Source organism: Chitinophaga sp. Hz27 (assembly GCF_042263525.1).
In the GTDB taxonomy this organism is placed as follows: domain Bacteria; phylum Bacteroidota; class Bacteroidia; order Chitinophagales; family Chitinophagaceae; genus Chitinophaga.
In genome coordinates this window covers 71,488-86,807 of the sequence record NZ_JBHKFJ010000003.1, presented here as the reverse complement: position 1 = coordinate 86,807, position 15,320 = coordinate 71,488, and the positions used below count along the sequence as shown (strand labels likewise).

Here is a 15,320-nt window from a genome sequence, read left to right as displayed (position 1 = left end):
ATGGCGCCGAAATCAGAAGTTATTTTAGCTGCTTTTCAGCAGAGCGGGATCATCCCGGTTTTTTACCACGACGATGTAAACGTTTGTCTGGAAGTTTTACAGGCATGTTATGACGGCGGTTTGCGTGTATTCGAATTTACGAGTCGCGGCGCCGCTGCCAGGGCTAATTTCAGTGCTATGCTGGAAAAGAAAAAAGCAACTATGCCGGAGATGTACCTGGGGATAGGTACGATCAAGAATGCGGATGATGCAGCATTTTTTGCAGATGCGGGTGCGGATTTTATTGTATGTCCGATTGTTGATGCGGCTACTGCGGCCATTTGCCAACAGAAATCTATTACCTGGATACCGGGTTGTATGACGCCAACAGAGATCTCTGTTGCAGAAAAGAATGGTGCACAGTTGGTGAAACTGTTTCCTGGAAATGTGCTGGGACCGGGCTTTGCAACTGCTATCAAGCCATTATTCCCTGGCCTTAAGTTTATGCCTACTGGTGGCGTAGAGCCAACAGCAGCAAGTATGAAAAGCTGGTTTGATGCAGGAGTTGTTTGCGTTGGTATGGGTTCCAACCTGTTATCCAAAGCAGTAATTGAAAACCGCGACTGGACAGCATTGAAAGAAAAAGTTATGCAAACGTTTGCAATTCTGAAGAGCTTAGCGTAAATTCAGCCACTTTATAATTTCCAAAATCAGCCGAAATGAATTCCACAACTTTAGGTAAATATCGCTGGGGCATCTGCGCGTTGTTATTCTTTGCGACCACGATTAATTATGTAGACAGGCAGGTAATAGGCTTATTAAAGGATGCGCTGACTAAGGAGTTTAGCTGGACAGAAAAAGACTATAGTTATATTGTTACTGCATTTTCCGCGGCCTATGCACTTGGTTTACTGGGCTTTGGACGATTAATAGATAAGATAGGCAGTAAGCTCGGATATACTGTTTCTGTAGCGATCTGGAGTATTTCTGCTATGGCACATGCTGCCGCACGTTCCACTTTTGGCTTTGGCGCTGCCCGTTCTGTACTGGGTGTCAGTGAAGCGGGTAATTTCCCTGCAGCTATTAAATCTGTTGCAGAATGGTTTCCTAAAAAGGAGAGAGCATTGGCAACCGGATTATTCAACTCAGGCGCTAATATCGCAGCCATTGTAGGCCCTCCGGTAGTTTATTGGATCCTATCTTCCTACCACTGGCAAACTGCTTTCATCTGGACCGGCGCCATCGGTTTTATCTGGCTGATATTCTGGTGGATGTTCTATGAAGTTCCTGCCAGACAAAAACGTTTGACTAAAGAAGAGTATGACTATATCCATAGCGATAATGAAGAAGTGACAGATTCCACAGAGAAACCCAAAAGTGTAAAATGGGGAAAACTGTTTGCTGTTCGTCAGACATGGGCATTTGTTTTTGGTAAACTGCTGACAGATCCTGTATGGTGGTTCTTCCTGTTCTGGTTACCTACTTATCTTACTACTACTTTCGATCTAGATATGAAAGCTACTAAGGGCTGGCCTTTAGTGGTCGTATATTCTATCTCTAGTGTGGGTAGTATTTTCGGGGGATGGTTATCTTCTTACCTGATCAAAAAAGGTTGGCCTGTATTTAAAGCGCGTAAAATATCTATGTTGGCATTTGCTATTGCAGTAGTGCCGGTAGTAATAGTACCGCATGTTAATAACCTGGCTGTTGGTTTAGGATTGATAGGATTGGCTACTGCAGCGCATCAGGCATGGTCTGCTACCATCTTTACCACCGTGTCAGATATGTTCCCTAAAAGGGCAGTAAGTTCTGTTGTGGGTATTGGCGGTATGGCTGGATCTGTGGGTGGTTCATTGTTCCCACTGTTGGTGGGTGTTATTCTTGATCATTACAAAGCATTAAATCATATTTCAAAAGGGTATGGTATCATCCTGACCGTATGTGGACTCGCCTATCTGGTGGCCTGGTTGATGATGCACGCTTTTGCGCCAAGAATGGAGCAGGTGCAACTGGATGAACCAATTACTGATGATAAAAAGAATGCTGTTTACAGCAATTAAGCACGCTATTAAAGGGTTTCATAGTTTAAGAAGAGTACCAAGCATGTAGAGTCAGGGGATGCGGCCCTGACTCTTTTTTTTATGCGAAGTCCTGCATTATTTTACTGATTTTCAGAAAGAATAAATAAAAAATGGAGTGCCTTAGGCACTCCATTTTTTATTTATTTCGGGCAGCTCTTTCAAATTATAAACTCACACCACGTTTCCACGGAATAAAGTCATCCTGGTGCAGTAATTCTGCTTTGGTATGCACTTTACCGCTGGCGGTTTGGATCACATATTCCAGGATTTGTTCACCCATTTCAGCGATGCTATGCTGGCCACTGATGATAGAACCAGTATCGATATCGATGATATCAGGCATGCGGGTAGCCAGTCTGGTATTAGTAGCCAGTTTTAATACTGGCGCAATTGGGTTGCCGGTAGGTGTGCCCAGGCCAGTGGTAAAAAGTACTACGTTAGCACCGGAACCAACTTCAGCAGAGGTAGACTCAACATCGTTGCCAGGTGTGCAAAGCAGGTTTAAGCCTGGTTTGGTAACATATTCCGTATAGTCGAGAACGTCAGTAACAGGAGAGGTACCCCCTTTTTTAGCAGCACCAGCAGATTTGATTGCGTCGGTGATCAGGCCGTCCTTGATGTTGCCAGGAGAAGGGTTCATATAAAAACCAGAACCTACAGACTGCGCCTGGTTTTCGTATGCGCGCATGATACGAATGAATTTATCAGAAGTATCAATTGTAGTACAACGATTGATCAGCTCTTGTTCTACACCACAGAGTTCAGGGAACTCAGAGAGGATAGAAGTACCGCCTAATGCTACCAGGAGGTCGGAGGTATGACCTACCGCGGGGTTGGCAGAGATGCCAGAGAAACCGTCAGAGCCGCCGCATTCCAGGCCTATTACCAGTTTGGATAATGGACTAGGTTTACGGGTATCCTTGTTGGCTTCTACGAGTGCTAGGAAGGTATCTTTAATGGCTGAAGAGAGCATCGCGAATTCGGAAGGACTCTTCTGCTGTTCGTATACCAGTATTGGTTTGTTGAATGATGGGTTCAGTTTTTTTACTGCTTCCTGCAGGATGGAAACTTGTGCGTGCTGACAGCCTAAGCTGAGCACTGTAGCACCAGCCACGTTTGGATGATGGATGTAACCTGCCAGCAATGCGCACAGCGCGTCTGAATCCTGGCGCGTGCCGCCACAGCCACCTTCGTGGGTGAGGAACTTAATACCATCGATATTAGGGAATACTTTGCTGTGTTTATCTGTGTTGGTGGTTACGCCGGCTTCATATTGTTTGATGGCGGCTAAGTCACCTTTTTTGTAGAGATCAACGAGATCAGTAACCTGTTCGTTGTAAATCTCTGCAGGCGCGAATCCCAGTCCTTTTTCAAAAGCTGTTTTGATCACGCTTACATTCCTGTTTTCACAAAATACCAATGGAATTACCAGCCAATAGTTACGAGTGCCCACTTGTCCGTCTGCACGCTGATAGCCCATAAATGTGCGGTCTTTCCATTTGCTGATATCCGGCGCCTGCCATTGCTGGCTACCTTCTTTTTCATGGAAGGCGTTGGCATCGTGTACTACGTTTTCTGTAGTCATCAGTCCACCCTGTGGTATAGGCGTTAATGCCTTTGCAACCAGTACGCCGTACATGATTACAGGTTCGCCACTATTGATATCGTTGATAAAGAATTTATGTTTAGCGGGAGTGTTTTGCAGCAATGTTATCTCCTGGCCGTTATATGTGATTTTTGTTCCAGCCTGTAAATCTTGCAATGCAACCAGCACATTATCGGCCGGATGTATTTGTAAATAACTGTTCATAAAAGCTAAAGTAGTAAATAAGGCAGCGCGCTGGTAATACTATCCTATTAATCCCTGATAAAATTTTGCCTTCTTGCAAAATCAACGCAAATCGTTTACTACAGCAAGTTACAAATGAATCAGTAAATGATAAATTCAAATTAAATGGTTTAAATACCATCTGAAAAAAAGATTATGCAAACGTTTGAACAATTATTACATTGTAACAGCTTTCTGGTAAAAGCCAGCATTTTTTAGTGAACAATGAAAACTGGATGACTATGCACAGCGCTTACTCACCTTATAAATCTATCGCCCTATGCGATCAATAAAAGTATTCCACGTGCTGATAGCGGCTGTAATGGCCCTTTCAGTAAATACGCAGGCTCAAACAAAGCCATCGCCATCAAATTTCTTGGAAAAGGCCTGGCAGCAAGCCGGCGGTGCTACTGCATTTGCAGGCAGAGACACCTGGCGCAGCAACCTGAAAGCCACTATCCAGCAGCGTTTAAACACGCTCCCTGAAGATACCAAAGCCGGACTGTTACAGGATGCAGAAAAAGCATTGAACTATAAATGGCCTTCCGTAACTGCTGATCTCTATCTCCAATACCGCGATAATGGCAACAGGATCAACTTCGAAACAGTACAAGGCGAACGCCGAAGAATGATGGTAGCATTGATTGCCGGCGAACTGGTGGAACATAAAGGCCGTTTCATGCCCCAGATAGCCAATGGCCTCTGGTTGGTGCTGGAAGAAAGTACCTGGGTGCTACCTGCGCATATTGGCGTACAAAAATCCGGCGCCAATTTACCTGATCCTTCTGAACAGATTATTGATCTGGTAGCTGGTGAAACCGCCGTAACCCTCAGCTGGGCGCAGTTTCTGCTGAGAGATGAGCTGGATAAATATTCTGTGATCATCAATAAACGGATTGACTATGAACTGGACCGTCGTATCTATATACCTTATCTCCAACGCGATGATTTCTGGTGGATGGGCTTTAAAGGTGGGCAAGTCAATAACTGGAACATCTGGATAAATAATAACATATTAAAAACGGCATTGCTGAATCTTGATGACAGCGAAAGAAGAAATGCAGTGATTGCAAAGAGTATACGCAGCGCCGATAACTTTGTGAATGCGTATGCGCCCGATGGTGGCTGCGATGAAGGTCCTTCTTACTGGGGACATGCAGGCGGCAAACTGATTGAAATGTTGGAATCTTTACAGAGCGCTTCTGGCGGTAAATTAGATTTTAGCAATAATCAACTGATGCATGCTATAGGCGCTTATATCTATAAAATGCATGTAGATAGCAACCGCTTTGTGAATTTTGCAGATGCTTCTGCCAGAAGTATCCCGCCACCACAGGATGTATTTATGTATGGTACCATGTATCATGATTCTCTGCTGACGAAATTTGGTTCCTATCTCTATCAATTGGGGCATACGGATAAACAACGTTTGCGTGCCACTGCCATGGCGGAATTCGTATATGAGTTATTGTTAGGAGATGATATCCGGAAAACCCCGGCAGCTGCGCCTTATACTGCAGTCAACTGGTTGCCCGACTTGCAGGTGCTTTCATTAAGAACTAAGGGAGGTACACCTAAAGGCTTGTTCCTGGCAGCTCAGGGCGGACACAATGCCGAAAGCCATAACCATAATGATGTAGGTAATTTTGTGTTGTATGTAAATGGGCAACCTGCCATCATCGATGTTGGCGTTGGTACCTATACTAAGCAAACGTTTAGCAAAGACCGTTATCAGTTATGGTATATGCAATCGCAGTGGCATAATTGTCCTACGATTAACGGCCTGCAACAGCAGGATGGACGCCGCTTCCAGGCAAGTGATGTATCCTTTAAGCAGCGTCCTGACGGCGGTACGCTTAAAATGAACATCGCCAAAGCTTACCCTGAAACCGCCCAGGTAAATAGTTGGGTACGCACCTGGAACTTCACTGCAAATGCTTCCACTGTTATATTAACCGATGAATATGACCTGAAAGAATGGAAAGAACCTTTCCATTGTAACCTGATGAGCGTGCAGGTACCTGATACCAGCAAGGCAGGGGTACTTGTTATCAAAGGTAATGGTAATGACCTGGTGGTTAACTATGATCCGGCATTGCTGACCGTGGAGACTACGCAGCAACCTATCGATGATCCACGCTTGTCTTCCGTTTGGGGTAATAGCGTTACGCGTATTAGTCTGGTGGCCAAACAACAGCAACTACGCGGAAAATACACCATCAAATTTGCGTTAAAATAGCATCGGGAGATTGTAGTTGCCTATTTGAGCAAATATTTTTTATATCTCGCAAACACAGCACCATAGCGCGTTAAAATCGATTGCATAAAATAGCACTTGGATTATTGCAAACGTTTGCATTAAATTAGGGTTTTAATAACCCGGCACCTGTTACAAACAGCAAAAACTATATAGTTTGGAAAGAAGGAATTTTTTAAAGATGGCCCCGCTGGCCGGAATAGCGGGAATGGTAGCACCTTCCAAGGCGCTGGCAGCAACAGGAAATACTGGTGCAAACAATATAGCAGCTACGTTGTCGGACCGTGAATATCAGTATAAACTACTGCAGAAGATAGCTGGACCGGTGGTAGAGAACATGAGCAAAGGCACACTGAAAAAGAACATGCCTAAGGAAAAAGGCCCTGGCTATGGCCTGGCACTGGAAAAAGTGACTTACCTGGAAGCCTTCGCACGCTGTATCTCTGGCCTCGCGCCATGGCTGGCATTACCAGAAGATAATACCGCGGAAGGCAAAGTGCGTAAGCAAATGAAAGAGCAGGTATTACAAGGTATCGTGAATGCGGTAGACCCTAAATCGCCGGATTATCTCAATTTCCGCGTAGAAGGTCAGCCACTGGTAGATGCAGCCTATTTATGTCAGACTTTCATGCGTGCACCGGATACCTTCTGGAAGCCGCTGGATAATAAAACTAAAGCAAATGTTATCACTGAACTGAAAGAGCTCAGACGTATACGTCCTGCATATAATAACTGGTTGCTTTTTGCCGGCATGGTAGAGGCTTTCTTGTTATCAATCAACGAAGACTTCGAACCACTGCGTACCATGGTGGCGACGCAGAAAATGAAGGAATGGTATGCTGGTGATGGCTTTTATTCAGATGGGCCGCAGTTTTCGCTGGATTACTACAATGGTTATGTCATTCATCCTATGCTGACAGACATGCTCAGAGTGCTGTCTGACAACAAACAAGGTGCTAAAGCTGACTATGATCAGGCGATGAAACGTATGCAGCGCTTTGCGGAATTACAGGAACGCATGATCGCGCCGGATGGTACTTATCCTGCTTTAGGAAGGTCTATGACCTACCGCACGGCAGCATTCCAGCCGCTGGTACAACTAGCGCTCATGCATCAACTACCGGAAGGTATGGAGCCTGCTCAGGTACGTTGTGCTATGTCTGCCATTATGAAACGCATCTTTGAACAGGAAGGCACCTTCGATAAAAACGGTTGGCTGCAGTTAGGTATCTGCGGACATCAACCAGAAGTAGCAGATGTATACACTTCTACTGGTAGTTTGTATATCTGTACCAATGGCTTCCTGGCATTGGGATTACCTGCTGAAGATCCGTACTGGTCTGCACCGGCGGCGGAATGGACTGCGCAAAAAGTATGGTCTGGTAAACCAGTGAAAAAAGATTACCACGTTACTTATTAATCAACAGTAAAAAACTAATAACAACAGATAAAGTATTATGAGCAAACAATATGAATCCCGTTATGCAAGTAGTCCTGCTGAAGTAAAGCAAATGGATACTGCTGCACTGAGAGAGGCTTTCCTGATTGAACGTGTATTTGCAGCAGATGAAATTACCTGGGTACATACCCATTTCGACAGGTATCTCACTGGTGGTGCTATGCCGGTGAAAACTGCACTGAAACTGGAAACTATTGATCTGCTGAAAGCAGATTATTTCCTGCAACGCAGAGAGCTGGGAATGATCAACGTAGGTGGTGATGGTATTGTAGAAGCAGACGGCGTGAAATATGAAATCGCTTTTAAAGAAGCTTTATACATCGGGAAAGGTACACAACAGGTAACCTTCCATAGTAAAGATGCTGCTAATCCGGCTAAATTCTACCTGAACTCTACACCTGCTCATCATACGTATCCAACTAAAAAGATAACTAAAAATGAAGCGGAAGTAGTGACCCTGGGTTCTCTGGAAACATCTAACCACCGTACCATCAATAAATTGCTGGTAAATTCTGTGCTGGAAACCTGCCAGTTACAAATGGGTATGACCGAGTTGAAACCGGGCAGTGTCTGGAATACTATGCCAGCGCATACACATGATAGAAGAATGGAAGTTTATTTTTATTTTGAAGTACCGGAAGGACAGTCTGTATGCCACTTTATGGGTCAACCGCAGGAAACGAGACATATCTGGATGCAGAACGAACAGGCGATCATTTCTCCGCCATGGTCCGTTCATAGCGGTGCTGGTACCAGCAATTATACATTCATTTGGGGTATGGCAGGTGAAAACCTGGATTATAGTGATATGGACCATTGCAAAATTACTGAGCTACGTTAGTAACTGATAATAACCGTAATCATGATAAAGAATATAGTAATGGCAAGTCTTTCAGGACTTGCCTTATTCCATGCATCCACGGCTAAATGCCTGCCAGTGGGTGATTCCACGCTCAATGCGCCAGCTGTTTTAGGACAGATGGAAAAAGTAGCTACCTGGCAATGGAACAAACTCGATAACAGAGGTTGGGCTAATCCGCAAACCAACTGGACCAACGGTGCTATGTACACCGGTATGTTTAAGCTGGCACAGGTATCTGAAAATCCTTTCTTTATGCAACGCCTCGTAAAAGTAGGCGTGGATAATAACTGGAATACAGGTCCGGACAGGTTCTTCGCTGATGAATATTGCATTGGCCAAACCTATTCACAGTTATATACAGTGTATAAAAATCCTGTGATGATAGCACGCTGGCGTAAGCTGGCTGATAGCATCGTTGCAGCGCCGCATACCGAATCACTGGATTGGGTAAACGGTATTCATCATCGTGAATGGGCCTGGTGTGATGCCCTGTTTATGGGTCCTACCGCACTGGCTTATCTTACCACTGCTACCGGTGATGCACGCTACCTCGCTACTGCAGATAAACTGTGGTGGAAAACCAGCGACTTCCTGTATAGCAAAGAAGACAGCTTATACTATCGTGATGCCAGCTACTTTGGAAAGAAAGAAGCAAATGGCAGACGCGTATTCTGGAGTCGCGGTAACGGCTGGGTAATGGGCGGACTTGCACGTATGATGGACAACATGCCTGCGAATTATGCAGGCAAAGCCAAATTCATAGAACAGTTCAAACAAATGGCTTATAAGGTGGCTTCCCTGCAAAGCAGCGATGGTACCTGGCATGCCAGCCTCCTGGACGCTGAAAGCTACCCTGCAAAAGAAACAAGTGGTACTGGCTTCTACGTATATGCATTAATGTGGGGTGTGAATAATAATATCCTGCCTGCAAAAGATTTTATGCCGGTAATTAAAAAGGGCTGGCAAGCATTGGTAAGTTGCGTACAACCTAATGGTAAGCTGGGTTTTGTGCAGGTAGTGGCTGCAGCTCCCGGTAAGGCAACTGCAGAAGATACCGATGTTTATGGCGTAGGTGCGTTCCTGTTAGCGGGTTCTGAAATTATTAAAAGTGATATCAGGAACCAGGGAGGTACAGCCATAGAGATGACCAACAATATTGGTGTAGACCGTCAGGGAGAGCTTGTAGAGTTGGATATGGCGACCTTTGCCAAAGCACAGCCTAAAGCTGCCGCTAAATCTTTCCGTATAGTCAATGCCGTTACTGGTGAAGAAATTCCCTACCAGCTTATCTATGCAGGGGAGAAATTTCCTAAATCCATACTGCTGCAGATCAATGCTGCACCTGGTGCAACCGTGACTGCCTTTGTAAAAGAAGGTACGCCGGCTCCTGTAAAAGCAAGGGCTTATGGTCGTTATGTTCCTGAGCGTAAAGATGACTATGCATGGGAAAATGACCGCATGGCTTATCGTATGTACGGTAAAGCGCTGGAACAGGTACCTAAGGAAATGGCTTATGGTATTGATGTTTGGGCTAAACGTACCCAGGAACTGGTCATCAACGAGTGGTATAAAACAGATAATTATCACCATGATAATGGCCAGGGACTTGATTTCTATAGCGTAGGACTCACACTTGGCGCAGGTGATAATGCACCTGTTATCAAGGATACGATTCGTTTCCCTAAAAATTATCGTCAGCAGAAATCACTGGATAATGGTCCGTTACGTACTTCCTTTGCACTTACTTATGAGCAATGGAATGCAGGTGGTATTCCTGTAACCGTGACTAAAACTATCAGTCTGGATGCTGGTTCTCAACTAAACAGGATCTCTTTACAATATAGCTTTAGCGGTAAAGAACTGCCAGTGGTAACGGGTATCGTTAAACGAAAAGAACCGGGTACTATCTTGCTGGATGAAAAAACCGGTGTGATGGGATATTGGGAGCCACAACATGGCGAAGACGGTACGATCGGCCTGGGTTGCGTATTCCCTGAAGTAAAACCTGGCATGAAAACCGATGATGTGCATTTGCTGACTCCTGGCGTAGCGGAAAATAATAAGCCTTATGTTTATTATGCCGGTGCTACCTGGAGTAAAGGTGGATGGATTGCTAATTCCACCGAGTGGTTTAACTATCTGGAAGATTTCTCCCAGCGTGTTAACAACAAGATTGCAGTAACCTTACAGACTTACACTCCAACACAGAAATAATGTTTGAATTAAACGGAAAAATAGCCCTGGTAACAGGATGTAAAAGAGGTATCGGTAAAGCGATGGCAGTAGCTTTAGCAAAAGCCGGCGCCGATATTATTGGTGTATCAGCTTCGCTGGAGCTGAGCGGCTCTGAGGTAGAGCGTGAAGTAACAGCATTGGGAAGGCGTTTTAAGGCCTATCAGTGCGACTTTGCCAACAGAGAAGCATTGTATGCGTTTATTCATCAATTACAGCAGGACGCGCCTGTAATTGATATCCTGGTGAACAATGCAGGTACGATTATGCGTAAGCCGGCTGCGGAGCATCCGGATGAGTATTGGGATACCGTGATTAATACCAACCTGAATGCGCAGTTTATCTTGACCAGAGAAATTGGTAAGGGTATGATTGCCAGAGGAAAGGGAAAGATTATCTTTACAGCCTCCTTGCTGACCTTCCAGGGCGGTATCAATGTTCCGGGATATGCAGCCAGCAAAGGAGCCGTAGGTTCGCTGGTAAAGGCTTTTGCTAACGAGTGGGCTTCTAAGGGAGTGAACGTGAACGCAATAGCCCCAGGATATATCGCCACAGACAATACTGCCGCACTCCGTGCAGATGAGCAGCGCAGTACTTCCATACTCGATCGTATTCCTGCAGGCCGCTGGGGAGAACCTGAAGATTTTGACGGCCCTGTTGTATTCCTGGCCTCTAAAGCCTCCGATTACGTACATGGCACCATCCTCACCGTTGATGGTGGCTGGATGGGCAGATAATTAATATAACCATTGCAGGAAAAAGCATATACATTCCATGAGTAAACGCACAGAAAAAACCATCGTTGATATTGCGGAAGAACTCCAACTATCGGTATCCACAGTATCCAGGGCCCTCAATGATCATCCTAACATCAGCGCACGTACGAAAGAACGTGTTAAGAAAATGGCGCGAAAGCTGGGATATCGACCGAATGCCCTGGCCGCAGGACTCCGTAATAATAAAAGCAAAACGATCGGTTTGATAGTGCCAAGGATTTCTATGTTTTTTCCTGCAACTATCTCTACCATCATCCAGAATAAATTGCAGGAATATGGCTATAACCTGATCATCTGCCAGTCTAACGACTCCTATGAACAGGAAAAGACATTAGTCAATACGCTATACTCCGCCAGGGTAGATGCTTTGGTGGTTTCTACCACATTATATACTACTGATTTTTCTCATTTTGATGTTTTCAGAGATAATAATATACCACTGGTGTTTTTTGACAGGGTACCTAAAGATTATAATGTGAAGGTGATCAAGGGAGATGACTACCTGGGAGGATACACTGCCACCAAACATTTGATAGATAAAGGTTGTAAGGATGTGGTGCATATCTCAGGGCCGCTTACCTGCTGCCTGTACAGTGATCGTGTTGCTGGTTACAAAAATGCTTTGCAGGAACATGGCCTGACATTTAAAAAGAACCGCGTATTCTATCAGGAACTGACCAGAGACAACGCCTGGCAGACCTGTGAGAAAATATTTGCGCAAAAGCCTTACCCAGACGGTATTTTTGCCTCTAATGATACCACCGCGATTACCATCATGGAGTATTGCCGCAAAATCAACCTAAGGGTACCTGAAGATCTTAAAATCGTAGGTTATTCCAATGACCCTCGTACCGAAATCGTAACGCCCCCCATCAGCTCTATCGACCAATTCCCCGGCATGATGGGAGAAAGAGTAGTAGCCGCTTTAATGGAACTGATCAACGGCAAACAGACCGCTGTGCCACGTTATTCCCAGGAAATCATTCCTATTCAGCTCATCGAAAGACAATCCAGTGCTGGAAAAGCTAAGACGAGCAAAAAGAAAGTGACATTGACATAACTCAGACGCATAAACGAAATCATGAAAAGAAAACTGTTCCTTCCATTATTACTCTCTGTACTGTGTATGCAATCGTATGCACAAGTAGGGAAAGCCAACAAAGAACTGCTGAAAAAAGCAGATGAAACCTTACAATTTGCAGCTCGTCAGTATAAACTGATGGCGCAGCATTTACCTGATTCTGTACTACCAAAATCCACCACCAAAACTGGTGCATTGGAAACATCTAATTCCCGCTGGTGGTGCTCAGGATTTTATCCTGGTACCAACTGGTATCTCTTCGAATATACCAAAGATCCCGCTTTCAAGGCAGAAGCCCTGAAACGTATGGCATTGGTAGAAAAAGAAAAAAATAATAAAGGCACACACGACCTGGGCTTCATGATGTACTGCCCATTCGGAAATGCTTATCGTATCACTAAAGATCCTGCTTACAAGGCCGTACTGCTCACCAGTGCAGCTTCGTTATCTACCCGCTTTAACCCGACTGTAGGTTGCATCAAATCATGGGACCACGGCACCTGGAAATTTCCGGTGATCATCGATAATATGATGAACCTGGAACTGCTCACATGGGCCAGCAAAGCCAGTGGCGACAAAAAATTTGCTGAAATAGCAAAGACACATGCTAACACCACGATGAAAAATCACTTCCGCCCGGATTATAGCTCCTATCATGTGATAGACTATGATCCTGCTACCGGCGCAGTGTTACAGAAAAAAACACACCAGGGCTATGCTGATAGCTCTGCATGGTCTCGCGGTCAGGCATGGGGCCTCTATGGCTATACACTGATGTATCGCGAAACTAAAGACAAAAAATACCTGGAACAGGCCAAGCATATAGCTGAGTTTATTCTGAACAATCCGAATATGCCTGCTGACTTAGTGCCTTACTGGGATTACAATGCTCCAAATATTCCTAATGCATTGCGTGATGTTTCTGCTGCATCCGTAGCCGCTTCCGCATTGCTGGAACTGAGCAAGTACACCGACAAAACCACTGGCAACCGCTACTGGGGCGCAGCTGAAAAAATGTTAGCGAGCCTTTGCAGCCCTGCTTACCTGGCGAAAGAAGGTGAAAACAATGACTTCATCCTCATGCATAGCGTGGGCTCTCTGCCTCATAATTCTGAAGTAGATGTGCCACTGACCTATGCGGATTACTATTTTGTTGAGGCGCTCTTGCGCTATAAACAATGGGCTAAATAATATCTTAAAGGCAACGGGGTGTCGGTTTTCCGATACCCCCTTTTTTTCTTGTGTTTTGTAGTAGCGCCTCCGGCGCTTTTCTTTTTTATAGGAAGATGAACAGTGGTTTGCTAGATGCTGTTTTAATAGCTATCTTGAATAAAGCAACGAGATATATTTATAGGGAACGCGTGATAATACATTTGACATCATTGAAAGCGGTAGCTCCGCCCTGCGGGACGGCCGGCACTTCGCTTAAAATGAATTATAGTTTTTGATCAACCTTCAATTTATAATAGTGAACAGAAGAAATTTTCTACAAGCCGTACCACTCGCAGGTATCGCCGCTACACTCCATACCGATAAAGGCTTCGCTAAAGATATGGCGGATCATCTACCTAAAAAAACTGCGGATGACAGAGCTTATAATCTGCAATTACTATTGCGTATAGCCACACCCGTTATTCAGGCACTCAGCCAGGGTAAACTGAAAGCAACCATGCCTACGGAAGTAGCTCCCAACTACATGAAGCCAGTGGATAAAGTAACTTATCTGGAAGCCTTTGGCCGCACTATGTCAGGGCTAACGCCGTGGTTAGAACTCCCCGCAGACAATACGCCTGAAGGATTGAAGCGTGCTGAAATGCTGACTGCTGTTCATGCAGCACTGGACCATGCTACCAATCCTAACTCCCCCGACTATATGAATTTTACCGGTAAGTATGATCCACAACCTTTGGTAGACGGTGCTTTCCTGGCATTGGGCTTATTGAGATCACCACAAAATGTTTGGGGAAAACTACCTGCTGACACTCAGCAGAATATCATCACTGCTTTGAAACAGCTAAGAAGTATTAAGGCATTCAATAATAACTGGTTGCTGTTTTCTGCTATTATTGAAGCATTTTTATTAATGGCAGATGCAGGCTGGGACCGTAAACCAGCGGATACCGCTATCCAGAAAATGATGGACTGGTACAAAGGCGATAGCATGTATGGTGATGGTGCGAGTTTCCACTTCGATTACTATAATGCATTCGTGATACATCCAATGCTAACAGAAACACTGCGTATCATGTCTGAGAAAGGAGAAGGTAGTAAAGAGCAATATCGGCTTGCGTTTAAGCGTATGCAACGCTACGGCGCCATCCTGGAAAGACAGGTGTCGCCGGAAGGCACCTTCCCCGTGGTAGGGCGTAGCATGCCATATCGCAGCGGCGCCTTTCAGCCACTGGCACAGCTGGCATTACAACAACAATTGCCTAAGGAACTACAGCCAGCGCAGGTGAGAAGCGCGCTAACGGCAATGCATAAACGTATTTATGAGACACCTGGTACTTTTGACAAACAAGGTTGGCTTCAAATCGGTTTTTGTGGTCATCAACCCAGCATTGCCGACGGCTATATTTCTACAGGTAGTTTATATCTCTGCACCAATAGTTTCCTGCCTTTGGGCTTAGCGGCGGATAATCCTTACTGGAGTGCAGCTCCGGCAGACTGGACATCGAAGGCCGCCTATAACGGTGCTGCTGTAATAAGAGATCATGCGATAGAATATTGACAAAAAAGCGCCTCTGCAACAGAGGCGCTTTTTG

General features: G+C 45.1%; 11 protein-coding genes. 10 read left to right on the top strand and 1 reads right to left on the bottom strand.

Annotated features, from left to right (window positions below; genetic code table 11):
- Both ACE38W_RS07190 and ACE38W_RS07185 read left to right on the top strand, forming a co-directional pair.
- Complete coding sequence (locus ACE38W_RS07190; protein WP_375829723.1) at window positions 1-663, top strand: bifunctional 4-hydroxy-2-oxoglutarate aldolase/2-dehydro-3-deoxy-phosphogluconate aldolase; 663 nt, start codon at window positions 1-3, stop codon at window positions 661-663.
- A 35-nt stretch (window positions 664-698) separates the two neighbouring features.
- On the top strand, window positions 699-2,039 hold the full coding sequence (locus ACE38W_RS07185; RefSeq protein ID WP_375829722.1) for an MFS transporter: 1,341 nt from the start codon (window positions 699-701) through the stop codon (window positions 2,037-2,039).
- A 184-nt stretch (window positions 2,040-2,223) separates the two neighbouring features.
- Here ACE38W_RS07185 and ACE38W_RS07180 read toward each other — a convergent pair whose 3' ends face one another.
- Window positions 2,224-3,870 carry a UxaA family hydrolase gene (locus ACE38W_RS07180; RefSeq protein WP_375829721.1) on the bottom strand — a complete coding sequence of 549 codons (1,647 nt, stop codon included), beginning with the start codon at window positions 3,868-3,870 and terminating at the stop codon, window positions 2,224-2,226.
- 298 nt (window positions 3,871-4,168) lie between these two features.
- Between ACE38W_RS07180 and ACE38W_RS07175 the strand changes: the two genes are divergently transcribed.
- The 8 genes from ACE38W_RS07175 (at window position 4,169) to ACE38W_RS07140 (ending at window position 15,286) form a co-directional block, all read left to right on the top strand.
- A complete protein-coding gene (locus tag ACE38W_RS07175; protein WP_375829720.1) occupies window positions 4,169-6,127 on the top strand; it encodes a heparinase II/III family protein in 1,959 nt (652 codons plus the stop codon).
- Between the two features lie 175 nt (window positions 6,128-6,302).
- Window positions 6,303-7,565 carry a DUF2264 domain-containing protein gene (locus ACE38W_RS07170; protein WP_375829719.1) on the top strand — a complete coding sequence of 421 codons (1,263 nt, stop codon included), beginning with the start codon at window positions 6,303-6,305 and terminating at the stop codon, window positions 7,563-7,565.
- Between the two features lie 37 nt (window positions 7,566-7,602).
- The gene (gene kduI / locus ACE38W_RS07165; protein WP_375829718.1) at window positions 7,603-8,445 is read left to right on the top strand and encodes a 5-dehydro-4-deoxy-D-glucuronate isomerase; all 843 of its coding nucleotides are present in this window, start codon (window positions 7,603-7,605) and stop codon (window positions 8,443-8,445) included.
- Window positions 8,446-8,466: 21 nt separating this feature from the next.
- Window positions 8,467-10,680: a DUF4861 family protein gene (locus ACE38W_RS07160; protein ID WP_375829717.1), complete on the top strand. Its 2,214-nt coding sequence runs from the start codon at window positions 8,467-8,469 to the stop codon at window positions 10,678-10,680.
- The gene (gene kduD, locus ACE38W_RS07155; protein ID WP_375829716.1) at window positions 10,680-11,435 is read left to right on the top strand and encodes a 2-dehydro-3-deoxy-D-gluconate 5-dehydrogenase KduD; all 756 of its coding nucleotides are present in this window, start codon (window positions 10,680-10,682) and stop codon (window positions 11,433-11,435) included. Before ACE38W_RS07160 ends, kduD begins: the two co-directional genes overlap by 1 nt.
- Before the next feature lie 37 nt (window positions 11,436-11,472).
- A complete protein-coding gene (locus ACE38W_RS07150) occupies window positions 11,473-12,534 on the top strand; it encodes a LacI family DNA-binding transcriptional regulator (protein ID WP_375829715.1) in 1,062 nt (353 codons plus the stop codon).
- 21 nt (window positions 12,535-12,555) lie between these two features.
- Window positions 12,556-13,746 (top strand): glycoside hydrolase family 88 protein, encoded by a 1,191-nt coding sequence (locus ACE38W_RS07145; protein WP_375829714.1) that lies wholly within the window; start codon window positions 12,556-12,558, stop codon window positions 13,744-13,746.
- A gap of 277 nt (window positions 13,747-14,023) precedes the next feature.
- The gene (locus ACE38W_RS07140) at window positions 14,024-15,286 is read left to right on the top strand and encodes a DUF2264 domain-containing protein (protein WP_375829713.1); all 1,263 of its coding nucleotides are present in this window, start codon (window positions 14,024-14,026) and stop codon (window positions 15,284-15,286) included.
- Window positions 15,287-15,320: the final 34 nt, after the last annotated feature.

What these genes read in the sequence shown, in the direction of transcription:
- ACE38W_RS07185 (WP_375829722.1), top strand. Translation starts at nt 699, where the DNA reads ATGAATTCCACAACTTTAGGTAAATATCGCTGGGGCATCTGCGCGTTG.
- ACE38W_RS07150 (WP_375829715.1), top strand. Translation starts at nt 11,473, where the DNA reads ATGAGTAAACGCACAGAAAAAACCATCGTTGATATTGCGGAAGAACTC.
- ACE38W_RS07175 (WP_375829720.1), top strand. Translation starts at nt 4,169, where the DNA reads ATGCGATCAATAAAAGTATTCCACGTGCTGATAGCGGCTGTAATGGCC.
- ACE38W_RS07160 (WP_375829717.1), top strand. Translation starts at nt 8,467, where the DNA reads ATGATAAAGAATATAGTAATGGCAAGTCTTTCAGGACTTGCCTTATTC.
- ACE38W_RS07190 (WP_375829723.1), top strand. Translation starts at nt 1, where the DNA reads ATGGCGCCGAAATCAGAAGTTATTTTAGCTGCTTTTCAGCAGAGCGGG.
- ACE38W_RS07180 (WP_375829721.1), bottom strand. Translation starts at nt 3,870, where the DNA reads ATGAACAGTTATTTACAAATACATCCGGCCGATAATGTGCTGGTTGCA.
- kduD (WP_375829716.1), top strand. Translation starts at nt 10,680, where the DNA reads ATGTTTGAATTAAACGGAAAAATAGCCCTGGTAACAGGATGTAAAAGA.
- ACE38W_RS07145 (WP_375829714.1), top strand. Translation starts at nt 12,556, where the DNA reads ATGAAAAGAAAACTGTTCCTTCCATTATTACTCTCTGTACTGTGTATG.
- kduI (WP_375829718.1), top strand. Translation starts at nt 7,603, where the DNA reads ATGAGCAAACAATATGAATCCCGTTATGCAAGTAGTCCTGCTGAAGTA.